This is a genomic window from Paraperlucidibaca baekdonensis (assembly GCF_003387535.1).
In the GTDB taxonomy this organism is placed as follows: domain Bacteria; phylum Pseudomonadota; class Gammaproteobacteria; order Pseudomonadales; family Moraxellaceae; genus Perlucidibaca; species Perlucidibaca baekdonensis.
Map to the genome: position 1 here is coordinate 567,202 of NZ_QUNR01000001.1, position 22,386 is coordinate 589,587.

21 protein-coding genes are annotated in these 22,386 nt (G+C 58.5%); 8 read left to right on the top strand and 13 right to left on the bottom strand.

Annotated features, from left to right (window positions below):
- Positions 1-30: 30 nt before the first annotated feature.
- Together DFR26_RS02655 and DFR26_RS02660 are read left to right on the top strand one after the other, a co-directional pair.
- Entirely contained in the window at positions 31-2,049 is a 2,019-nt protein-coding gene (locus tag DFR26_RS02655; RefSeq protein ID WP_116207380.1) for an NADPH-dependent 2,4-dienoyl-CoA reductase, read from the top strand.
- A gap of 132 nt (positions 2,050-2,181) precedes the next feature.
- Complete coding sequence (locus DFR26_RS02660) at positions 2,182-3,009, top strand: SDR family NAD(P)-dependent oxidoreductase (protein WP_116207381.1); 828 nt, start codon at positions 2,182-2,184, stop codon at positions 3,007-3,009.
- Between the two features lie 56 nt (positions 3,010-3,065).
- On the opposite strand, the gene rpoD is transcribed toward DFR26_RS02660, so the two are convergent.
- The 4 genes from rpoD to rpsU all read right to left on the bottom strand — a co-directional run bounded on the left by rpoD (position 3,066) and on the right by rpsU (position 7,996).
- Positions 3,066-5,048 carry an RNA polymerase sigma factor RpoD gene (gene rpoD / locus DFR26_RS02665; RefSeq protein WP_116207382.1) on the bottom strand — a complete coding sequence of 661 codons (1,983 nt, stop codon included), beginning with the start codon at positions 5,046-5,048 and terminating at the stop codon, positions 3,066-3,068.
- A gap of 80 nt (positions 5,049-5,128) precedes the next feature.
- The gene (gene dnaG, locus DFR26_RS02670; protein ID WP_116207383.1) at positions 5,129-7,108 is read right to left on the bottom strand and encodes a DNA primase; all 1,980 of its coding nucleotides are present in this window, start codon (positions 7,106-7,108) and stop codon (positions 5,129-5,131) included.
- 107 nt (positions 7,109-7,215) lie between these two features.
- Positions 7,216-7,665: a GatB/YqeY domain-containing protein gene (locus DFR26_RS02675; RefSeq protein WP_116207384.1), complete on the bottom strand. Its 450-nt coding sequence runs from the start codon at positions 7,663-7,665 to the stop codon at positions 7,216-7,218.
- Between the two features lie 115 nt (positions 7,666-7,780).
- Positions 7,781-7,996, bottom strand: coding sequence for a 30S ribosomal protein S21 (gene rpsU, locus DFR26_RS02680; RefSeq protein WP_116207385.1), 216 nt, complete (start codon positions 7,994-7,996; stop codon positions 7,781-7,783).
- 133 nt (positions 7,997-8,129) lie between these two features.
- On the opposite strand from rpsU, the gene tsaD reads away from it, so the two are divergent.
- Positions 8,130-9,152: a tRNA (adenosine(37)-N6)-threonylcarbamoyltransferase complex transferase subunit TsaD gene (gene tsaD / locus DFR26_RS02685; protein ID WP_116207386.1), complete on the top strand. Its 1,023-nt coding sequence runs from the start codon at positions 8,130-8,132 to the stop codon at positions 9,150-9,152.
- Positions 9,153-9,182: 30 nt separating this feature from the next.
- On the opposite strand, the gene plsY is transcribed toward tsaD, so the two are convergent.
- Entirely contained in the window at positions 9,183-9,782 is a 600-nt protein-coding gene (gene plsY, locus DFR26_RS02690; protein WP_116207387.1) for a glycerol-3-phosphate 1-O-acyltransferase PlsY, read from the bottom strand.
- 66 nt (positions 9,783-9,848) lie between these two features.
- Here plsY and folB point away from each other — a divergent pair, with 66 nt between their 5' ends.
- Positions 9,849-10,208: a dihydroneopterin aldolase gene (gene folB / locus DFR26_RS02695; RefSeq protein ID WP_116207388.1), complete on the top strand. Its 360-nt coding sequence runs from the start codon at positions 9,849-9,851 to the stop codon at positions 10,206-10,208.
- A gap of 52 nt (positions 10,209-10,260) precedes the next feature.
- On the opposite strand, the gene DFR26_RS02700 is transcribed toward folB, so the two are convergent.
- The 8 genes from DFR26_RS02700 to DFR26_RS02735 are packed head-to-tail and all read right to left on the bottom strand — an operon-like array spanning position 10,261 to position 19,108.
- On the bottom strand, positions 10,261-11,007 hold the full coding sequence (locus DFR26_RS02700) for a pteridine reductase (RefSeq protein WP_116207389.1): 747 nt from the start codon (positions 11,005-11,007) through the stop codon (positions 10,261-10,263).
- Positions 11,000-12,235, bottom strand: a complete 1,236-nt coding sequence (locus DFR26_RS02705; RefSeq protein ID WP_116207390.1) for a multifunctional CCA addition/repair protein — start codon at positions 12,233-12,235, stop codon at positions 11,000-11,002. Before DFR26_RS02705 ends, DFR26_RS02700 begins: the two co-directional genes overlap by 8 nt.
- Positions 12,232-13,038 carry a symmetrical bis(5'-nucleosyl)-tetraphosphatase gene (locus DFR26_RS02710; protein WP_116207391.1) on the bottom strand — a complete coding sequence of 269 codons (807 nt, stop codon included), beginning with the start codon at positions 13,036-13,038 and terminating at the stop codon, positions 12,232-12,234. Before DFR26_RS02710 ends, DFR26_RS02705 begins: the two co-directional genes overlap by 4 nt.
- Positions 13,038-13,433, bottom strand: coding sequence for a Co2+/Mg2+ efflux protein ApaG (gene apaG / locus DFR26_RS02715; RefSeq protein WP_116207392.1), 396 nt, complete (start codon positions 13,431-13,433; stop codon positions 13,038-13,040). Before apaG ends, DFR26_RS02710 begins: the two co-directional genes overlap by 1 nt.
- Positions 13,430-14,260 (bottom strand): 16S rRNA (adenine(1518)-N(6)/adenine(1519)-N(6))-dimethyltransferase RsmA, encoded by an 831-nt coding sequence (gene rsmA / locus DFR26_RS02720; RefSeq protein WP_116207393.1) that lies wholly within the window; start codon positions 14,258-14,260, stop codon positions 13,430-13,432. Before rsmA ends, apaG begins: the two co-directional genes overlap by 4 nt.
- Before the next feature lie 48 nt (positions 14,261-14,308).
- Positions 14,309-15,358, bottom strand: a complete 1,050-nt coding sequence (pdxA, locus tag DFR26_RS02725) for a 4-hydroxythreonine-4-phosphate dehydrogenase PdxA (protein ID WP_245952990.1) — start codon at positions 15,356-15,358, stop codon at positions 14,309-14,311.
- Complete coding sequence (locus DFR26_RS02730) at positions 15,336-16,721, bottom strand: peptidylprolyl isomerase (protein ID WP_116207395.1); 1,386 nt, start codon at positions 16,719-16,721, stop codon at positions 15,336-15,338. The genes pdxA and DFR26_RS02730 overlap by 23 nt, the downstream gene beginning before the upstream one ends.
- The gene (locus tag DFR26_RS02735; RefSeq protein WP_116207396.1) at positions 16,721-19,108 is read right to left on the bottom strand and encodes an LPS-assembly protein LptD; all 2,388 of its coding nucleotides are present in this window, start codon (positions 19,106-19,108) and stop codon (positions 16,721-16,723) included. The genes DFR26_RS02730 and DFR26_RS02735 overlap by 1 nt, the downstream gene beginning before the upstream one ends.
- A gap of 78 nt (positions 19,109-19,186) precedes the next feature.
- Between DFR26_RS02735 and DFR26_RS02740 the strand changes: the two genes are divergently transcribed.
- The 4 genes from DFR26_RS02740 to DFR26_RS02755 are packed head-to-tail and all read left to right on the top strand — an operon-like array spanning position 19,187 to position 22,382.
- A complete protein-coding gene (locus DFR26_RS02740) occupies positions 19,187-20,236 on the top strand; it encodes an aminoglycoside phosphotransferase family protein (protein ID WP_116207397.1) in 1,050 nt (349 codons plus the stop codon).
- The gene (gene murU / locus DFR26_RS02745) at positions 20,233-20,943 is read left to right on the top strand and encodes an N-acetylmuramate alpha-1-phosphate uridylyltransferase MurU (protein WP_116207398.1); all 711 of its coding nucleotides are present in this window, start codon (positions 20,233-20,235) and stop codon (positions 20,941-20,943) included. The genes DFR26_RS02740 and murU overlap by 4 nt, the downstream gene beginning before the upstream one ends.
- 16 nt (positions 20,944-20,959) lie before the next feature.
- Positions 20,960-21,637: a ribulose-phosphate 3-epimerase gene (gene rpe, locus DFR26_RS02750; RefSeq protein ID WP_116207399.1), complete on the top strand. Its 678-nt coding sequence runs from the start codon at positions 20,960-20,962 to the stop codon at positions 21,635-21,637.
- Positions 21,638-21,692: 55 nt separating this feature from the next.
- Positions 21,693-22,382: a phosphoglycolate phosphatase gene (locus DFR26_RS02755; protein WP_181898960.1), complete on the top strand. Its 690-nt coding sequence runs from the start codon at positions 21,693-21,695 to the stop codon at positions 22,380-22,382.
- Positions 22,383-22,386 lie beyond the last annotated feature (4 nt).

Below are 22,386 nucleotides of genomic sequence, written 5' to 3' on the forward strand. Positions count from 1 at the left end.
CTAAATGCATTTTGACGAGGACTTATTGCCATGACCGCTTTTAATCACATGCTCGCCCCGCTCGACTTGGGCTTCACCACGTTGCGCAACCGCATCGTCATGGGCTCCATGCACACCGGCCTAGAAGATCGTTTTTGGAACTATGGCAAGCTCGCCGCGTATTTTGCCGAGCGTGCCAAAGGCGGCACCGCGCTGATGATTACCGGCGGCATCTCGATGAATCGCCAAGGCTGGCTGCTGCCGCTGGCGGGCACCATGAATAGCTATGGCGATGTGTTTAACCATCGCCGCGTGACCTCGGCGGTGCATGAGCACGGCGGCAAAATTCTCATGCAGGTGCTGCATGCCGGGCGCTATGGCTATCACCCGTTTCAGGTGTCGTCGTCGGCGGTGAAGTCAGCGATCAACCCATTTAAGCCGAAAGAAATGAGCGAAAAGCTGATTCGCTCCACCATCAAAGACTATGCGCATACCGCGCGTTTGGCGCAGATGGCCGGATATGACGGTATCGAAATCATGGGCTCGGAAGGCTATTTGCTGAACCAGTTCATTTGTTCGCGCGTCAACCAGCGTACTGACCAATGGGGCGGGCCGATTGAAAATCGGATGCGCCTGCCAGTTGAGATTGTCAAAGCTGTGCGTGAAAAAGTCGGTGCCAACTTCATTATTTGCTACCGCTTATCGCTGATCGATCTAGTGCCCGGCGGCAATACCTGGGAAGAAATCGTCACCATTGCCAAGGCTCTAGAGGCCGCTGGCATCACTATTTTGAATACCGGTATTGGCTGGCATGAGGCGCGTGTGCCAACCATCGCCACGCAGGTGCCGCGTGCCGCGTTTCGTAGCGTCACCGCGCGCATCAAAAAAGAGCTGAGCATCCCGGTGATGGCCTCCAACCGCATCAACACGCCGGAAATGTGTGATGACATCGTGGAAAGCGGCGACGCCGATTTGATCTCAATGGCGCGACCTTTGCTGGCCGATCCGGACTTCGTCAACAAAGCGGCTGCCGGTCAGCCTGAGGCCATTAACACTTGCATCGCCTGTAACCAAGGCTGCTTAGATTTGACCTTTTCCAACCAGCGCGCCACTTGCTTGGTCAATCCACGCGCCGGCTATGAGACCGAGCTGGTCTATGTGAAGGCGACAAAACCGAAAAAAGTCGCCGTGGTCGGCGGCGGCATGGCCGGTCTCACGGCGGCGACCGTGGCGGCCGATCGTGGTCATGCGGTGACGCTCTTCGAAGCGGCTGCGGATATTGGCGGGCAGTTCAATATGGCCGCCGCCGTGCCCGGCAAAGAGGAGTTCCAAGAGACCATTCGCTATTACCGTCATGAAGTGGAGCGCAGCGGTGTCAGCGTGAAGCTCAATACTCGCGTGAGCCATGATGACTTAGCGAGTTTTGATGAGGTGGTTATTGCCACCGGCGTGAAGCCACGGATTCCGCGCTTTCCCGGTATTGATCATGCGAAAGTCGTGGACTATACGCAGGTTTTGCGCGGTGAGGTCACTGTAGGCAATCGTGTGGCGGTGATTGGCTCGGGTGGCATCGGTGTTGATACCTGTGCGTATTTGCTTGAAGAGCACAATCAGTCGGTGGAGGAGTGGGCGAAATATTGGGGCGTCGATTTTGATGTTACTGAGAATGGCCTAACCGCACCGGAGCGTCGTTTAGCTTCGCGCGAAATCACCATGTTGCAGCGCAAGCCGGGTCAGAAAAAAATGGGTGCTGGCCCTGGTAAAACCACGGGCTGGGCACACAAATTATTGCTCGGTCAGTTCGGCGTGAAAATGATTGCCGAAGCCGAATACGTGAAAGTCGATGATCTGGGTCTGCATATTCGCGTCGATGGCGAAGAGAAAATTCTCGATGTCGATCACGTGATTTTGTGTGCGGGCCAAGAGTCGGTCACCGATATGTTGCCGCGCGATACCGACGGGAAAATCACCGACAGCCGTTATCACGTCATTGGCGGTGCAAAGCTGGCGGGTGAGTTAGATGCGCGGCGCGCGATTCGTGAGGGCGCGGAGTTGGCGGCTGCACTCTAGTCGTTGGCACAACGCCTAGCGAGCAGAACCTGCACAAATCGTGTGTGCAGGTGCTGCACTGAAACCAGTTGACATCACATGTTGTCACTTATATCGTGCCATCCTTCACTGTCACCGTATTAGGGTTGTTCTATGAAAGATTTTAAAAATAAAGTGGCCGCCATTACGGGGGCGGGTTCAGGTATGGGCCGCTCATTGGCCGTGCTGCTCGCCGCGCGCGGCTGCCACGTGGCACTCAGCGATATCAACGAAACAGGCTTGGCTGAGACCGTGAAACTGCTCGATGGCAGCGGCGTGAAAGTTACCTCGCAGCGTCTCGACGTGTCGGAAAAAGCGGCCGTATTTGCTTGGGCCGATAAAGTCGCCGCCGATCATGGCAAGGTCAATTTGATCTTCAATAACGCGGGCGTGGCCTTGGGCTCGGTGGTCGACGGGGGTGGCTACGACGATCTCGAATGGATCATGAACATCAATTTTTGGGGCGTGGTGCACGGCACTAAAGCCTTCTTGCCGTATTTAAAAGACTCGGGCGATGGCCACATCATCAACACCAGCAGCTTATTTGGCTTAATGGCCGTGCCCTCGCAAAGCGCCTACAACGCCTCGAAATTTGCTGTGCGCGGCTTTACCGAAGCTTTACGCCAGGAGCTAGAGCTGCAACAGGTTGGTGTCAGTGCGACGAGCGTGCATCCCGGCGGCATTAAAACCAATATTGCCAAAGCCGCACGCATGGATGATTCGGTGACAAAAATCGGCATGAGCCCCAATAGCTCGGCGAAATTCGAGAAGCTATTTCGCACCACCGCCGATGACGCCGCTGCGCAAATGATCCGCGCTGTCGAAAAAAATCAGCGTCGTTTGCTAATCGGCAATGACGCGAAAGCCATGGACTTGATGGTTCGCCTGTTCCCATCGGCGTATCAAAAGCTCGTCTCGATGAGCTCGAAAAAGCTCGGCTAAGCGTTTTCGTGTCATAAAAAAACCGGCCTTAGTGGCCGGTTTTTTTATGTCCTACATTACTCAGTATCGAGGAATGAGCGCAGATGCTCTGAGCGCGTGGGGTGGCGTAATTTACGCAACGCCTTCGCCTCAATCTGACGAATCCGCTCACGCGTCACATCAAACTGTTTGCCGACTTCTTCCAGTGTGTGGTCGGTATTCATGTCGATACCAAAACGCATACGCAGCACTTTCGCTTCACGCGGCGTGAGGTTTTCCAGCACCTCACGCGTTGCCTCGCGCAGACCTTCAGAGGTGGCTGAATCAATCGGTGAGGTCATCAATGTGTCCTCAATGAAGTCGCCTAAATGGCTGTCTTCATCATCACCAATCGGCGTTTCCATGGAGATCGGTTCTTTGGCGATTTTCAACACCTTGCGGACTTTATCCTCTGGCATCTCTAAGCGCTCACCGAGCTCTTCCGGCGTGGGCTCGCGCCCCATTTCTTGCAGCATCTGACGCGACACACGGTTGAGCTTGTTGATGGTCTCAATCATGTGCACGGGGATACGAATGGTGCGCGCTTGGTCGGCAATCGAGCGAGTGATGGCCTGACGAATCCACCACGTGGCATAGGTCGAAAATTTGAAGCCGCGACGGTATTCGAACTTATCGACGGCTTTCATCAGGCCAATATTGCCCTCTTGGATGAGGTCCAAGAATTGCAAACCGCGGTTGGTGTACTTTTTGGCAATCGAGATCACCAAGCGCAGGTTGGCTTCAACCATTTCTTTCTTGGCGCGACGAGCTTTCGCCTCACCGACGCTCATGCGGCGGCTGATGGCCTTGATCTCGGCAATGCTCAAGCCGCCATGATTTTCGCTGACTTCAAGCAGGCGTTCTTGCGCACGAATAATATCTTCACGCTGCGCCTCCAGCGCTTTCGCCACCGACTTGCGCTTAGCAATGACGGTGTCGAGCCAGCCCAGGTCAATTTCATTGCCGGGGAAGTCAGCCAGAAAGTGGCCACGATCTAGGCGCGCACGGCGCACGCAAGACACCATCACCAGGCGCTCTTGTGCGCGAATGATGCCGATATTGTGGCGGATATGCTCAGCAATGCTGTCATAGACGCGTGGCGTCAACTTAAACATCATGAACTGGTTGGCGAGCTCTTCGATATTGCTCTGCCAGGCCTTGGAGTCACGGCCGCCGCGCTCCTCGGAGCTTTCGGTTTTTTTCAGCTGTTTGCGCAATGCCTCGACGCGGGCATTGAGCTTCTCCATGTCGATGCCGCCATCGTTATCATCGCTGCTGTCGTCATCGGAGTCGTCATCAGAGTCGTCGTCGGAATCATCGGCTTTCGCGTCTTTACCGCCTTTGGCATCTTTCGCGTCTTTGGCTTTTTTGCTCGCCAAGGCCGCCAGTGCAGCGCTGTCATCGACTTCTTTCGGTGCGCTGGCGCCGTCATCATCGGGGTCTAAAAAGCCCGACACAACGTCATTAACGCGGCGCTCGCCGGCATCAACGGCATCGAATTCATCGACCAATAATTCCACCGCACGCGGCCAGTAAGCCATGGCATGCAGCACGTCACGAATGCCGTCTTCAATGCGTTTGGCAATGGCAATTTCGCCCTCGCGAGTGAGCAACTCAACGGTGCCCATTTCACGCATATACATGCGCACGGGGTCGGTGGTGCGGCCGGGTTCGTTTTCCACAGAGGCCAAAACGGCGGCGGCTTCTTCAGCAGCGAGATCATCGTCGCTGGCCTCCGGTGTTTCCTCGCGCATTAGGTCATCGGCGGCAGGCGCGCGCTCGTGGACCGGAATGCCCAAGTCATTGAGCATCTGAATGATGTCTTCGATCTGCTCACTTTCGGTGACAGATTCGGGCAGATGGTCATTGACCTCGCCGTAGGTCAGGTAGCCTTGTTCTTTGCCGCGCGCAATGAGCTCGGCCAGCAACGAGTTACGTTTCGCCTTGTCCATCGGCTTCTCGTCGGGGGTCTCGGCATCGAGCTGAGATGATTCTGGCGTGTTCGGCTTTCTGGTGCTCATGTGGCCCCTCGCGCAACGGCTGCAAAATAAGAGCGGGATTATATGCTGTGAATGGGGTGCTTGTCAGCTGCACTGCATAGTCAGCTAGTCGGTGCTTGCGGCATTTGCTGCATCCACGCCGCCAACTCGCGTTTGGCCTGTGTTAGCGCGGCTAAGTTTTCGCCACTGGGGCTGTCATTGAGCGCAGCTACGGCCTGCGTGATGCGCTGCTCCAGCAAGCGACTTTGCAGGCGATGACCAAGCGCGGCGGCCTCCATGGCATTATCGGCATCGGGCAGTAGGCTGTCGGCGGCGGCAATAGCCGCCAGCGCTTCGCCTTCTGGGCGACCATGCCAGCTCCCCAATAACGCCGCTAGCGAGCGCTCAGGGGCATCGCGTAATGCCTGTGCCAGTGTGCATAGCAATGGCGTTTCCGGATCATTTAGGCTGTCCAGCATCTGCTCCGACCAGTGTTGAGCGTGTTCGGGCTCGCGCAGCAATAAGCGAATGGCCTGCGCCGATAACGAACGCAAACTGGCACGCTTGGGCGCGGCGTGGCGCGCTGGCCGTGGTGCCGCAGTCGGCTTAACAGGGGCGGATGGTGCGTGATCACCGAGGCTCGCGTAGTAGGCCTCATCCATTGCCTCGCGCTCATCATCGGCCTGCCATTGCATAGCTTCCATGGGCTCGATGGCTTGTGCCGATTGCGTGGCCACAGCTAGTGCCGCCTCCGCTGCGGCCTGCTCACGTGCTTGTGTTTGCGTGGCGTGCTTATCAATCAGCTGCGCCAGCTGTTTGTCGAGGACCACCACGGTGAGCTGGGTGAGCTCGCTTAAGCGCTGCAATAGTAGCGTGCGAAACAGCGTCTCCGGCATAGTCGCCAGCAGCGGCAGCGCTAGCGTCGCTAGCTGCGTGCGGCCCTCAATGGATGCGAGGTTGAGCGCCTCACCCAAGTGCTTAAAAAGCTGATCGGCCAATGGCACGGCGTCGGCATCTAAGCGCGCGCGAAATAGGGCGGTGCCTTCGCGCCGCACGAGGCTGTCAGGGTCTTCGCCATCGGGCAGAAACAGAAACTTTGCGCTCACGCCATCGCGCAGCGCGGGCAGCGCGTTTTCAAGCGCGCGCCAGGCGGCACGGCGGCCGGCACTGTCGCCATCGAAGCAAAAAATCACCTCGGGCACAACGCGAAATAAGCGCTCCACGTGGCTGGTGCTGGTGGCGGTACCGAGCGTGGCTACGGCCTCTGGAATGCCAGCCTGCGCGAGCGCGACGACATCCATATAGCCCTCGACCACCAATAAACGCGTGAGCTTGCCGGACTGGCGCGCCTCATACAGTCCATAGAGTTCCTGGCCTTTATGAAAGACTGGCGATTCAGGCGAGTTCAGGTATTTCGGCTTGTCATCGTTGAGTACGCGACCGCCAAAGGCGATAACGCGGCCGCGAAAATCCCGGATAGGGAAGATCACGCGGTCACGCAGCGCATCGTAGTGCGAGCTGCGTTGCGGGTTAAAAATGACTAAGCCGGCTTGCAGCAGCAGCTCGCGCAACGCCGGCTCATCGCCGAGGGCATTGAGCAGGTTGTCCCAGCCTGGCGGCGCGTAGCCAATGCGAAATTGTTTGGCGATAGCACCGCTGACGCCGCGACCCTTGAGGTAGTTCACCGCGCGAGCTTTTTGCGGCGCGCCACGTAATTGCTGCTCAAAAAAGCCGGCGGCGCGCTCAAGGGCATCAAATAAAGGCTGCTGTGAAGGCTTTTGCGGCGCGGAGCCATCGCGGGTTTCTGGCAGGCTCATGCCAGCTGCACCAGCGAGTTGGCGCAGGCCATCGATAAAATCGAGCCGATCGTGTTCCATCAGGAAGCTTAAGGCGTTGCCGGTCGCGCCACAGCCGAAGCAGTAGTAAAACTGCTTTTCGCGATTGACCGTAAACGACGGCGATTTTTCCTGATGAAATGGGCAGCAGGCCGAGTAGTTTTTGCCGGCGCGTTTGAGTTTGACGCGCGCATCAATCAGGTCAACGACATCGGTGCGCAGCAGCACTTCATCGATAAATGATTGGGGAATACGACCAGCGGCCATGCGGGCAAATGCTCAAGCTGAGAAAAGAGGTTGAGTGTGCGACAGCGCGCTCACTAGCGCAATTGGCGTTGATGCTGTGCGCTAAACGCGAGTGTCATGCCCCAGATTTAGGCTGATAAACGCGCCTTAACTTGTTGCGACAGCGCACCAACATCGGCCCGACCGGCAACCATGGGGCGTAACAAGTTCATGACTTTGCCCATGTCTTTCGGGCTTGTTGCGCCCGCCTCAGCAATGGCGGCTGAGATCAACGACAGCAATTCATCATCGCTCAATGGGGCGGGTAAAAATTCCTGCAAGACAAGAATTTCCGCTTGTTCACGCTCAGCGAGTTCAGCGCGACCACCCTCAGCAAATGCAGTAGCTGATTCTCGGCGCTGCTTGACGAGCTTTTCCATCACCGCTAATGAGCGGGCTTCATCGAGCTCAATGCGCTCATCGACTTCAATTTGCTTAAACGCCGCGAGTGCAGTGCGGATCACCAATAGGCGATCTTTTTGCTGGGCACGCATGGCGTCTTTCATAGCATCTGTTAGACGAACTTTTAGTGCAGGCATGGCAAATGAGCTCTGGCAGCGGGTGAAGGCTGAAGCGATAAGATCAACTGGCGCGGGTGAGGCACAGCATTGTGGTACGCGAGCGAAAAAGAAGCGCTCGCGAGACCCACAAGACTTAGTACAGGCGTTTGGTTTTCACCGCTTCGCGTTGCACTTTTTTCGCGTGACGCTTCACCGCAGCAGCGGCTTTGCGCTTACGCTCTTGCGTGGGCTTTTCGAAGAAATCGCGCTTGCGCACGTCAGCCAAAACACCCGCTTTTTCGCATGAACGCTTGAAACGACGCAGTGCGACGTCAAACGGTTCGCCTTCTTTCACTTTAACGTTGGGCATGAATGCTCACCTGATACAAAAATTCGGAACGCCATCGGGGGCGTGGGGCGCGGATTTTAGCCAGATTCATCTGGAATGGCAAACACCCTGTGTAGAGCGCTACACTTCGCGCCTGAAATTTCGGAGAAATAGCATGCGCGTGCTGGGTATTGAGACCTCGTGTGATGAAACCGGCGTGGCCATTTATGACGATGCGCCGGGCGCGGGATTGCTCGCGCATCGCTTACACAGCCAAATTGCTATGCACATCGATTATGGCGGCGTGGTGCCAGAGCTGGCTTCGCGCGATCATATTCGCCGACTCGTGCCGCTCGTGCGCGACATGATGACCGAGGCCGATATCAGCGCCAACAGCATCGATGGCATTGCCTATACCGCCGGCCCAGGCTTGGCCGGTGCGCTGCTCACCGGCGCACTGATGGCGCGCTCCCTGGCCTATGCCTGGGGTGTGCCGGCCATCGGCGTGCATCATATGGAGGGGCATTTGCTCGCGCCTTTGCTTGAGCCGGAGCCGCCAGCGTTTCCGTTTGTGGCGCTGCTGGTATCCGGCGGTCATACGCAGCTTATGCGTGTCGATGGCATTGGCCGCTACGAGCTACTCGGCGAATCCATCGACGATGCTGCTGGCGAGGCCTTCGATAAAGTCGCGAAAATGCTTGGCCTTGATTACCCCGGCGGGCCATCGGTAGCGCGCCTCGCACTCACCGGCCGCGATGATGCCTTTAAGTTTCCCCGCCCCATGCTCGACCGACCGGGCTTGGATTTCTCATTTAGTGGCTTAAAAACTGCCGTGCTCACGGCACGTAATCAAACCCCTGATTCGCCCACGAAAGTCGCTGATATTTGCGCGAGTTTTGAGGCCGCAGCGGTCGATACACTGATTCGTAAATGCCTGCGCGCGCTGGAGCAAACTGGCTTAAAGCGCTTGGTGTTGGCGGGTGGCGTCAGCGCAAATAAGCGTCTGCGTGCTGATTTGGGCGTGGCACTCAAGCGTATCGGTGGGCAAGCGTTTTATCCCGCGCCGGCATTTTGCACCGATAACGGCGCGATGATCGCCTTCGCTGGTGCACAGCGTTTGCGCGCCGGTGAACATCAAGACTTAAGCGTGAGTGTGCGGGCGCGCTGGCCAATGACGGAGTTAGCGGCGGTGCCGTAAGCGCGCTGCTAGGCGCTCAGCGGTTTGCTGCTATTTAAAGCGCCGCTCATTGCCCTCGATTAAGGCTTTGATATTGGCCTTGTGGCGCGCCAATAGCAGCGCGCTCATGCCAAACACGCCTAGCATGGCGTCGGGCATATACAGGTACGTGATGATGGGCGCGGCGATGAACGCGATGATGGCGCCGACCGATGAGATGCGCGTGAAAATAAAGGCGCTAATCCATAACGCCGAGACCAGCAGACCAATTTGCGGCGACAGCGCAATTAGCACGCCCAACGCCGTGGCCACACCTTTGCCGCCTTCGAAGCGGAAGAATATCGGGTAGAGGTGCCCCATAAACGCCAAGAAGCCGATGGCGCTAATCAGCATGATATCGAAGCCAGCGTAGCGCGCCACGAGCACGGGGATAACGCCTTTGAGCAGGTCGCCGGCGAGCGTGATGCCGGCAGCTTTTTTGCCGCCGATGCGCATCACATTAGTCGTGCCGGGGTTGCGTGAGCCATCGCTGCGAGGGTCGGGCAGGCCCATCACGCGGCAAACAATAATGGCGGTCGAAACAGAACCGGCCAGATAGGCTAGAATCAGCGCCGCAATTGCCGTGACATCGGCGATAGCTTCAGGGCTCATGAGCGCTCCAGAATGGGGTGTGTGCTGGCCATACTAGCAAGATTTACGCGGAAGACGAGGCCGTTTGTGGACATTGTATACATCCGAGATTTCAAAATTGATACGGTCATTGGCATGTTTCAATGGGAGCGCCGCATTCAGCAGACACTGGTGCTCGACGTGGAAATGGCGTGGGATATTCGTCCCGCCGCGGCCAGCGATGCCATTGACGATGCGCTCGATTATCGCGCCGTGTCTGAGCGTTTGAAAGCGCATGTGAGCAGCGCGCATTATCAATTAGTGGAGACCTTGGCGGAGTCGATCTGGCAGATTTTGCGCGAGGAGTTCTCGGTGTCGTGGTGCCGTTTGCGGGTCAGCAAGCCCGGCGCGGTGCGCGGCTCGCGCGATGTCGGTGTGCTCATTGAGCGTGGGGAAAAGCCGGCTTAAGTCGCTGCACTTTATGCGGCGGCGCACGCGGGCTGTGGTGTGAGGCCGCCGCTTAGCCCCACACGCTGCGGCCGCCATCGACCGCTATGATCTGGCCCGTGATATAGCCCGTGCCGGTGAGCAAAAACACCACGGCCTCAGCAATTGCCGCCACGCCGCCGACGCGGCCCATGGGCACGCTGCGCAAAATTTCCGCCTGCATGGCCTCGCTCATTTCGCCACTGCCCTCCGGCCAGGCGATTGCGCCCGGCGAGACGCCATTGACGCGAATGGCTGGTGCCAGTTCTTTCGCTAGCGCGCGGGTCATGGCGGCATTGGCGGCTTTCGCCATGCAATAAATGCTATGGTCTTGCAGCGGGTATTCGGCATGAATATCGATGATGTTGACGATGGCGCCGGCGCCACTGCGCGCCAACGTGGGCACGAGCGCTTGGCTGAGAAAAAAAGGCGCCCGGACATTGCTCGCAAACAAGCTATCCCAGTCGCTCTGGCGAGCGTCGCCAAATGCCGTGGGGTAGAAATTGGAGGCGTTATTGACCAATGCATCGAGTCGGCCCCAGTGCGTCTGCGCCTGCTCGGCGAGCGTCTCTACGGCGGTGGCATCGGCCAAGTCGGCGATGAGGTAATGCGCGGAATCAGCCCGCGCGGCATTGAGCCGTTGGCAAAGCGCTTGGGCGTCGCTTTCGCTGCGATGGCAATGCACCAGCACGCGCCAACCGAGGCCATGCAGCTGCTCGGCAATCGCCGCGCCAACGCGTTTCGCGGCGCCGGTAATCAGTGCTACTGGGGTATCAGTCATGAGCCTTCTGCCAATCGCGTAAAAAATCGGTGAGTCGCTGCAGGCGCTGGCCATAAATGGCCTCGGCCATCTGCGCGCCGCGATAGCCTTGCGCAAGCAGCGCGGCATTGTCGATATGACAGACCGCAGCGGCCTGCTGCCAAAAATCACGCTGCCAATACGGCGTCTGCTCAAAGCCGGCTCGCCCGCGCGCATCGGCCTCGCAGGCCGTTAAAAACTCAACAAAACGCTCGGGTCGGCGCCAGACATCCAGCCGCGTAAGGCGAGTTAAGATGGCCTCGGGCGTGTGGCTGGTGGCGCGATGGCAGTCGAGATGAAACTCGCCAACTAAGCGCGCTAAGGTCTGATGCGCGGCCGGCACTTTCAGGCGCGCAGACAGCGCATCGATCAAGGGCAGGCCGCGCACTTCGTGGCCACTGTGGCGCGGCAGCAGCGTAGCAGGCGTGATGGCCTTGCCCAGATCATGCACCAACACGGCAAAGCGTACGGCGCTGGAGGCGTGCAATTTGGCGGCCTGTGTCAACGCCATCAGCGTGTGTAGGCCGGTGTCTATTTCGGGATGAAAATCCGCGCGCTGGGGTACACCAAAGAGGGCGTCGACCTCGGGAAAGCAGACCTTGAGCGCGCCGCAGTCACGCAATACCTGCACATACGTGGCGGGGTCGGTGCTCATTAGCGCGCGTTCGGTTTCTTGCCAGATGCGCTCGGGCGTGAGCGTGGCGAGCTCGCCGCTGAGTTGGTGCATGAGCGCCAGCGTGTCATCGGCGATGCGAAAGCCTAAGGGCGCAAAACGCGCGGCAAAACGCGCCACACGCAGTACGCGCAAAGGGTCTTCAGCAAAGGCCGGTGAGACATGACGCAATACTTTGGCGCGCAAATCGCGCTGGCCGCCATAGGGATCAATGATCGCGCCATCGTCGCCTTTGGCCATGGCGTTGATGGTCAGGTCGCGTCGCTCAAGGTCAGCCTCAAGCGTGACCTCGGGGTGAAAGTCACAGATAAAGCCGTGATAGCCGCTGCCGCGTTTGCGCTCGGTGCGGGCCAGCGCGTATTCGGCTTGTGTGTTGGGGTGCAAAAACACCGGAAAGTCCTGACCGACTTGGCGATAGCCTTGCGTTAGTAACCAGTCTGGTGTGGCACCGACCACCACGTAGTCGATGTCGTGCACGGGCAGGCCGAGCAGTGCATCACGCACGGCGCCGCCCACCTCATAAATGCGCGGGCTCATTGCAGCCCCGGCGTGCTGATGAAGCGCTCGCCGGTTTCTAGGCAATAGGCTGTTAGGTGGCGGCCCCAGACGCAGCCGGTATCGAGCGCGATGGCTTGTGGTGTCTGCGTGATGCCTTCGAGTGCGGCCCAATGACCGAAAAACACGCGCTCGCCGGCGGGGCGCACCGTGGGCCAGTCAAACCAGGCTTTGAAGCCCTCGGGAAGATGTTCATTGCCGGCTTTGTGTTGAAAGTTGAGCTGGCCATTGGCGCTAATAAGCCGCATGCGAGTGAAATGGTTGGTGATGACGCGCAGGCGCTCGGGGCCGGTGAGATCGTCGTGCCACGTACTGGGTTCATTGCCATACATGGCGGCGAAAAAGGCGTTGGCATGGGGGCTGCGCAGGGCATTTTCGACTTCACTGCTTAGCGCTTGCGCTTGCGCGACTGTCCACCGCGGCGGCAGGCCGGCGTGCGTCAGGACGTCGCCCGTGGGCAGCGTTATCAGCACAGGCTGTTGCTGCAGCCAGGCCATCAGCTCCGCTGCATCGGGCGCGTCGAGCACGGCCTGCGTGCGATCTTTCGGCTTCACACTGGCGTGGCCATGAAACGCCGCGAGTAAATGCAAATCGTGATTGCCGAGCACGGTGCGGGCGGCAAGACCTTTGATCAGCCGCAAGGTGCCTAGCGAATCAGGCCCTCGCGCAACTAAGTCGCCGGCAAAAATGAGTTGGTCATTGGTGGCATCAAAATCGATGCGCGTGAGCAAGTCCTCGAGCGCGGCCCGACAGCCCTGCACGTCGCCAATGACAAAGTGGCGCATCAGTTTAAAACGCGGGGAATGGCCAATGTGAAGGCTGGGATCGGCGACTCGAAGCGCTCGCCGATCTCATCGAGCATGCCGTAGGAGCCGTGCATGCTGCCCACTGGTGTCTCGATGACGGTGCCGCTGGTGTATTCAAAAAACTCGCCCGGCGCCAACACGGGCTGCTCGCCAATCACGCCATCACCGCGAACTTCCTGCACGCGTGACTCGCTATTGGTGATGATCCAGTGCCGCGTGAGCAGGCGTACGGTGCGCTTGCCTTGGTTTTCAATGCGAATGTGGTAGGCAAACACATAGCGCTGATCGCTCGGGCTCGATGGTTCGGCTAAGTATTCGCTGCGCACCGAGACGCTAATGCCGCGTTCATCGAGGGCGTGTACGGATTGGCTCATGTTGGCTCATCCAGCAGGGCGTGAGTAATAGCCACATAGTCTGCCACCGACAGCGTTTCTGGGCGAGCGCCTAAGTTCACGCCAGCGCTTTCGAGGGCATTTAAGGGGTATTTGCCCAGCGCATTGCGTAGGGTTTTTCGGCGCATGGTAAAGGCGGTTCCAACCACCTCGCCAAGCAGTTTTTCATCGCGGCAGGGGTGTGGCAGCGCGGCGTGTGGCGTTAGGCGGATGATCGCTGACATGACTTTCGGCGGCGGATTAAACGCCTCCGGTGGCACATCAAACAGCCATTCGGGCAGGCAGCGATATTGCGTCATCACGCTGAGGCGGCCATAGGCGGAGTCGCCGGGACCCGCGCAGAGTCGATCAATCACTTCTTTTTGCAGCATAAAGGTCATGTCGACAATCAGCTCGCTGTGGCTGAGCAGGTGAAAAATCAGCGGCGTGGAGATGTTGTAAGGCAGGTTGCCAATCACGCGGATGGGCGTCTCCGAGCTGGCAATGCGGGTGAAATCAAACTTCAGCGCATCGCCCTCGTGGATGATTAGCTCACCGAGGCCGGCCAGTGTGTTCGGCAGGCGCGCGGCTAAATCGCGATCGAGCTCGATGACTTGTAGGCGCTCCACAGCAGGCAATAAAACCTTGGTGAGCGCCGCCAAGCCCGGGCCAATTTCCACCACCGATTGGCCAGGAATCGGCGCGAAGCTGGCGACGATTTGGGCAATTACGCGCTCATCGTGCAGAAAGTTTTGGCCGAAGCGTTTGCGGGCAACGTGACCCTCAACGGCCTTGCCCGCGGGGCGGCGCTTTTGGCGCGGTGCATTCATGGATATGTCCTGTGTGCTGGGCGATGGCCGCGGCAAATGAAGCCGCAATTATACAGACGCGTGCGAGGTCGTGGGTTTGCTGGTGCTGAGCATCGCTAAGGCCTCGTGAATGGCCGCCTGCAAACTGCCGGCGTGGGCCTGACCGGTACCGGCCAAACTCAGCGCCGTGCCGTGATCGACCGAGGTGCGAATAATCGGCAGGCCCAGCGTGATGTTCACGGCATGGCCAAAGCCGGCGTGTTTGAGCACCGGCAGACCTTGGTCATGGTACATCGCCAACACGGCATCGGCGTGTTCAAGGTGCTGCGGCGTAAACAGCGTGTCGGCGGGTAATGGCCCAATGAGATCCATGCCTTCGGCACGCAATGTGGCCAATGTAGGCTCAATGACCTCGATTTCTTCGCGCCCCAAATGCCCGCCTTCGCCGGCGTGCGGATTCAGGCCGCAGACATAAATGCGTGGCGCGCTGATGCCAAACTTCGTGCGCAAATCATCGTGCAAAATACGCAAGACTTGGGTGAGGCGCTCAGGCGTGATGGCATCGGCCACCTCGCGTAGCGGCAAATGCGTGGTCGCTAAAGCCACGCGCAGGCCCGGGCAGGTCAGCATCATCACCACGCGCGCCACGTCACAGCGCGCCTGCAAAAACTCGGTGTGGCCGCTAAACGCCACGCCGGCGTCATTGATCACGGCTTTATGAATAGGCGCGGTCACCAGCGCATCAAAGTCGCCAGTTAAGCAGCCATCGCAAGCGCGCGTTAGTGAGGCGAGCACGGCGGGAACCAGTGCGGTGTTGAGTTGGCCGGGCTGCTCCGGTGCCGGCAATGGCGTTTCGCAGACCCATAAATGCCCGGGCTCATGCACAGTGCGCGGTGCATTGGGCTGCCAGCTGTTCAGCCGCAGGGGCAGCCGTAGGCGATTCGCTGCGCGTTGCAGCAAAGCACTATCGGTAATGGCAATGAGTTGCGCCGGCCAGTCACCCTGAGCAATCTGTACGAGCAGATCGGGGCCAATGCCGGCCGGTTCGCCGGGCGTTAACGCTAAGCGCGCAGGCGCCGAAGCGCTCTGCTCGGGCTTAGCGGCCACCGCGGAAGTCAACGTAGGCCTCAGCGCGTAGCTCGCGCAGCCAAGCGCCTAGCTCTTCATCGTAGGCGCGAGCAAACAAAATTTGCTTGGCACGATCACGCAAAACGGTCTCGCGCATGTCTTTTTCACGCTCACCATCGACACGCAAAATATGCCAGCCAAAGCTGCTTTGAAAGGGTTGGCTGAGGCCGCCAATCGGCGTTAAGCCAATCATTCGATCAAACTCGGGCACCATGTCGCCGGGCGATACCCAGCCAAGTTCGCCACCTTTTACGGCCGACCCTGGATCTTGTGATTTTAAACGTGCTAACTCGCTAAAATCGGCGCCATTTTTGAGCTTTTTATACATCACATTCATGGCTTCGCGAATATCTTCGCTGGACTGCAAATCGTTGGGGCGCATGAGAATGTGACGGACTTCGCGCTGTTTGACCACGGTGGTGGGCACTGGCGGTGGTGGCGGCAGCAGGTTTTCTGGGCTGCGCTTTTCGCGACGATCAAGCAGCCAGAGTAAATGCCAGCCACGCGGCGAACGAGTCAGTTCGGGTTCACCGCCGGCTAATTGTCGCTCCAATGGCGCAAGCAATAAGTCAGGTACTTGCGCTTCACCACGCCATCCGAGCGGCTCAATGGCGGCCTCGGGCGCCTTACCTTTGAAGCTATCAATGGCTTGCTCGGGCGACATATTTTGCATCTGCAAACGCAGCAGCTGCTGTGCGATGTCGGCCAGACGAATCTGCTCTGCGGCATTAGTGCCTTCTTCAACGGGCACTAAGACTTGTGTCAGCAAATACTCGAGGACTGGCGCTTGCGGCTCCGGCGCCTTCGCTGGGGCTTTGTCGAGTTGCACATCGAGCTGGCGGTTGAGCTCAACACCTGCAGGGGTGGCCATGAACTGATTAATATCGGCCTCAGAAATGCTGATGCGATCATTCATGCGGCGTTGGCGCATCCGCTCAATGACCTGCTCACGGGCAATGGCATTGCGCAAATAAGCAAACGAGGTGCCGGGCGTGCTGTCGAGTTGCGCGCGAAATGCATCGAGGCTGAGATTGTTTTGTTTGGCTAGGTTCGCAATTGCCGCATTCACCGCGTTGTCATCGGGACGAATGCCGTTGCGTGTGGCCAGCTGCAACTGCAGGTTTTCCATGATCAGCTGCTCGCGGGCGGTGTTAAACAGCTGCTGATCGGCTGGCACGGCGCCGCCACGTTGCTGGGCTTGAAAGCGCAGATCGCTGATGCGTGCTTCCACGTCAGACTTTAAAATCACGCCATCATTAACAATAACCGCGACCTGATCGACAGGTGTTGCCGCGTGTGTCACGCCGGTGAGCAAGGGGGTTAGGCACGTCAGTGCCAGCAGGGTGCGCCGCATTAAAAACCTTCCTTTTTGTGTTCTAGCTGGTTGTAACCAAACACGTTTTGTTCAAACAGCGTGTCTACATTTGTGCCAAAGCCGGCCAAGCCTTTGAGCACGATTTCAATAAATACCGCGTCGCGACTGCGATCCGACGTGGGGCTGTTATTGGCTGCTGCATCGGCAATAAAGCTGCGTTTAAAGAGCCGAACTTGCCAACAGCAAGCCTCGTACGATACGCCAAACAAGGCTTCTTGTGATTCTTTTTCCTTGATGTCGTAATTCCATAAGCCCATGACTTTCCAGTTCGGGCCCATGGGTTGAACGAACGACAGTTGCGTCTGGCTGACGGCCTTTTGGCCAATGCTTGGGTCATCGCGGCGGAAGCGGTAGCCGGCGTTATATAAGCGGTCGCCGGTGTTGGGCAGATAGCTCGCGCCGACGCTGTATTGCGATAATTTGCCACCTTCAGAGTCCATCAGCATGTCGGCAAAAAAGCTGGTTTCTTCGTTAGCGCGCAACGTCACATTGCCGGCATAGCTTGAGGTAGCGCTGGTGTCGACGGGCGTGGTGAAGGGGTCAAGGCGTACTTGGCGATCACGGAAATAGACGATTTGGCCCAATGACGTTTGCAAATGCTCAAAGCCATCGCTGTCGAGCCAGCGCGAGGTGAGGCCAACAGCGACCTGATTGGCATCGTCAATACGGTCGCCACCGGAGAAGCGCGAATCGCGGAAAAGCTGATCATAGCTAAACGTGGTGACGGCGCTGTCGAAGTTCGGCAGCTGGCTTTGGTCGCGGTTGGGCGCATACAAATAATACAGGCGCGGCTCGAGGACTTGTGAGCTGCCATCATTGGCAAAGCGCTCAAAAATAAGCCCGGTGTCGAGACTTAGCGTGGGCACGGTGATGCTGCGATTGTCACGCCCCGTCACGCCGTCGCCATCGAGCGAATAGTTTAGATGGCTGAGCTTGGCGGCGGGTCGCACATAGCCCCATGGTTGCGAATAATCGTAGCGAATCTCGGGGTCGAGGCGGATGCGCGTGCCGTTGATCTCGGGTGCGCTGCCATCGTCGATAGTGCGCTGAAAGCGTGCCACTTCAGCACGCAGGCCACGCTGCCAACCCGGCAGGCGATCGCGTTCGCTGCTAACCAATAGCTGAGGCACTCGCGCGTAAGGCTTGTCGACATCAAGCAAATCGGGGTCGATGGTTTGAAAGCCCTGCGCACGCGCGACGAAATGCCAATCGGGGGTGTCGTAGAACACCTCACCAATACGCTCTTGGTGCGTTTGGTTAGCCAGATTGAGGTCGGTGCCTAAGTCGGTGAAGTAAAAATTATCCGACACATAATTCAGCGAGGTGCGCGCGCGCCAGCCATTTTCCCAGTCGGCGCGCTGGTTTAGCGAGGCAGACTTGCGGTCATCACCAGTTTTTTGGTCATTCGGCAAAATGGCCGCTTGCAGTTCACCGCTGCCAAAGTTTTTCGTCAAATAGCGCGTTTCGGTTTCCAGCATGGCGCCACGCGAGCTCAGCAGGCGCGGTGTCACGGTGGCATCGACTTGCGGGGCAATATTTAAATAAATCGGCAAGGACAGATCAAAGCCGCCGTCGTTGGTGTTGCCAAAGCGCGGGATTAGCAAGCCGCTTTGGCGACGATCATCGATGGGAAAGCGGAAATACGGCAGGTATAAAATCGGCACATCGTGGATGCGCAGCTTAGCGCTGTAGACCTCGCCAACGCCGGTATTGGGATTGAGCTCGATGTCTTTTGCTTCAAATGACCAGACGCGACTGCCCGGCGCACAGGTGGTGTAAATGCCGCGATCAATGATCAGCACGCCATCACTAAAACGGCGGATACGCTCGGCTCGACCGTGGGCGTGCATGGCTTGCGAGACAAATTCGCTGCTCAACAACTGGCCGGCGCTGGTGTTTATATTGACCACCGCTTGTTCGCCGGTCAGCAGCACGCCCGGCTGTGCAATGCGGACATTGCCATCGAAGCGACCAAAGTTGCGGTCTTGCGAAATGCTGCCGCTGTCGGCCTCAAGCAGTCGCCCGCCTTGGGCAATGCGCACGCCGCCGCTGAGCTCAGTGCCGCCGGCATCGTCGTAACTTAAGGAGTTCGCCAGCGCTTCAATATTGCTGACATCAATGTCGCCCAGTGGCGTATTGAGCGGCACGGGGGTTGCCCATGCGCCTTGGCAGGTGGCATCCATGGGCGGCTTATCGGCGTCGGGCAACTGCGCGATGTCACTAGCACTAAGCCAGCCTAAGCGCGTGGCCACGCTACTTGGGGCCGCGGCCAAACTAAGGGTCGGCACGGCGAGTAGCGCCACAACGAGCGGGGCGAGCGGAAAAGCACATGCCATGGCGGCAGGTTTTACGGTTTTATTTGTCATGGCGCGCAAGCAGGGGTCGCATCAGGATTTAGGGGATAATAGAATCAATGACCCCCTTTCAGCTAGGAAAATCCCGCAATGAGCTCAGATGATCGCGCGCAACAGCTCGCGCAATGGCTGCAGGCTTGGCATAAAGGCCAGCCGCAGTGGCCAGCCGCCTCGGGTTCATTGACGATGATTTCTGGCGATGCCAGCTTTCGCCGCTATTTTCGCCAAGCCTATGCGCAGGGCAGTCTGATCGCAGTCGATGCGCCGCCGGAAAAAGAAGATTGCCATCCGTTTGTGGCGATAGCCGGCGCGCTCCACGACCACGGTCTTTGTGTGCCGCAGGTGCTGGCGTGGTCATCGAGTCAGGGTTTTATGTTGCTTAGCGATTTAGGCGACACCTTGCTCGGCACTGAGCTCAGCGAGGCATCGGTAAACACGCTTTATGGCGCGGCGATGACGGCGATTATCGACATGCTCGACTGCCCCGCGCCGAGCAATTACGCCTTGCCCGCCTATGACCATGCGCGCCTGATGACCGAGATGCGCCTGCTCAGCGATTGGTTTATTCCGCAACTATTGGGCATGGAGCTGAGTGCGGCTGAGGCGGCCGAGCTCGATGCGCAGTTTGCGCTACTGGCCGATGCGATTGCTGAGCAGCCCACCGGCTTTGTGCATCGCGATTTTCATTCGCGCAACCTCATGCTGACGCCCGAGGGCGAGCTCGGCATCATCGACTTTCAAGATGCGGTGACTGGCCCGATGACCTACGACCTCATGTCGCTACTGCGCGATGCCTATGTGGCGTGGCCGGCAACCGATGTGGCGCGCTGGATCGCGCAGTTTCATCGGCAATTGCAGCAGACCGGCAAGCTCGATCGCAGCGTGAGCTTGGTCACATTTACGCGCTGGTGTGACCTCATGGCCGCGCAGCGTCATCTGAAGGTGTTGGGTATTTTTGCGCGCCTGAGTATTCGCGACGGCAAGCATGGCTACCTGAATGATATGCCGCTGGTCTATCGCTACCTGCTTGATGAGCTCGCGCCATACGCCGAGTTTGCGCCGTTACGCGCGTTGCTCGTGCGGCTGCTGCCGACGTATCTGGCGCGCCAACCCAGTCCTCTGTTGGCGGCGTATTTGTGAAGGCGATGATTTTGGCGGCCGGTCTCGGCACGCGCATGCGCCCGCTCACCGAGCACACGCCGAAGCCGTTATTAGAGGTCGGCGGTAAGCCATTGATCGTTTGGCACTTGCAAGCGTTGCGGGCGGCGGGCATTCGCGAGGTGGTCATCAATACCGCGTGGCTAGGCGACAAGCTTGAAGCGGCACTCGGCGATGGTCAGCGCTTTGGCTTGAAAATTCACTGGTCGCATGAGCCGGCGGGGCAGCCCTTGGAGACTGCGGGCGGTATCGTGCGAGCCTTGCCACTGCTTGGCCATGAGCCATTTTTATTAGTCAATGGCGATATTTGGCTGCGCTATCACATGACCACGCTGCGCACCGCGCTCGCGCCCGGCAAACAGGCGCACCTGGTCTTGGTCGATAACCCCGCGCACAACCCAGCCGGCGACTTTGGCTTGCAGGGCATCGGTGCAGCAACGGCAGACGAGCACGCCGTGTTGATGCCGAAGTCGGCCGATTCAGCCTTCACCTATGCCGGTCTGGCCGTGTATTGTCCTAGCTTGTTTCAGGGTTTAAGCCAAGGCGTGCGGCCCTTGGCGCCTTTACTACGCGATGCCATCGCTACTGGGCGTGCGAGCGGCGAGTATTTCGCCGGCCCATGGGTCGATGTTGGCACGCCACAACGCCTGCACGAGCTCGATGCTGCCATTCGCGCTAATGACATTTAAGACTACCGAGATTGCTATGAGCGACTTTTTAATTGCCCCATCCATTTTATCCGCTGATTTCGCACGTCTCGGTGCCGAGGTCGACGCTGTGTTGGAGGCCGGTGCCGATGTCGTGCATTTCGATGTCATGGATAACCACTATGTGCCGAATCTGACCATCGGTCCGATGGTCTGCCAGGCGCTGCGCAAATACGGCGTCACCGCACCCATCGATGCGCATTTGATGGTGCGCCCAGTCGATCGGCTGATCGGCGATTTTATTGAGGCCGGCGCCAGCATCATCACTTTTCACCCGGAGGCTTCCGATCATATCGATCGTTCATTGCAGCTGATACGCAGCGGCGGTGCGCAGTGCGGGCTGGTGTTTAACCCCGGTACGCCACTGTATTATCTCGACTATGTGATGGATAAAGTCGATGTCATTTTGCTGATGAGCGTGAACCCAGGCTTTGGCGGCCAGGCGTTTATTCCCGGCACGTTGGCGAAGCTGCGCGAGGCGCGGGCGCGTATTGCCGCCTCGGGTCGCGATATCCGTCTGGAGATCGATGGCGGCGTGAGTGCGAAAAATATCCGTGAGATTGCCGAGGCCGGCGCCGATATGTTTGTGGCGGGCTCGGCAATTTTTAATGCGCCGAATTACGCCGAGGCCATTGCCGCCATGCGCGCCGAGCTCGCGCTCGCGAAAAAAGCCTAGCGCGAGGCATTTGCCGTTACTGTATCTGCACCTCGACGCTTATTTGGAGCATCCCATGCATGAACTCAACCGCTGGTTTTCCGGCTTGCCCGCGCTCATCATGCTCGATCTCGATGGCACCTTGGTCGATAGCGCTGCCGACATTGCGCTCTCGCTCAATCGCGCCCTCGACGACCTGGCCTTGCCGCCAGTCAGCGACGAGCTCGTGCGTCACGGCATTGGTCGTGGTGCCGCTCGACTCATGGACGTTGCTCTGCAACACGTGTTGCCACCGGGCGATAGCAGCGCTCAGCGCCACGTGGAGAGTGAGCAATTGCTGGCGGCGTTTATGCGGCGCTACGAAGATTCGGTCTGCGAAGTCAGCACCGTGTATCCGGGCGTGCGCGCGTTTCTCGATGCCGCCAGCGAGCAGGGCATCGCGCTGGCGTGCATCACCAATAAGCCGCTTAAGCCGGCCAATAATCTGCTCGATGCCCTCGATCTCAGTCGCTACTTCAGCCTCGTGCTGGGCGGTGATTCATTGACCCATAAAAAGCCGCACCCGGAGCCGTTGCAACATGCGCTGCGACATTTTTCGGTGAGTGCTGAGCGCGCCCTGATGGTCGGCGACTCGCGCAATGACGTGGATGCCGCAAAAGCTGCCGGCGTGCGTGTGCTGGCGCTACCCTATGGCTATAATCACGGCGAAACCATTACCGCCTGCGCGCCCGATCGTGTGGTCGCCACCCTCGCCGAGATGCTCTAAGCCC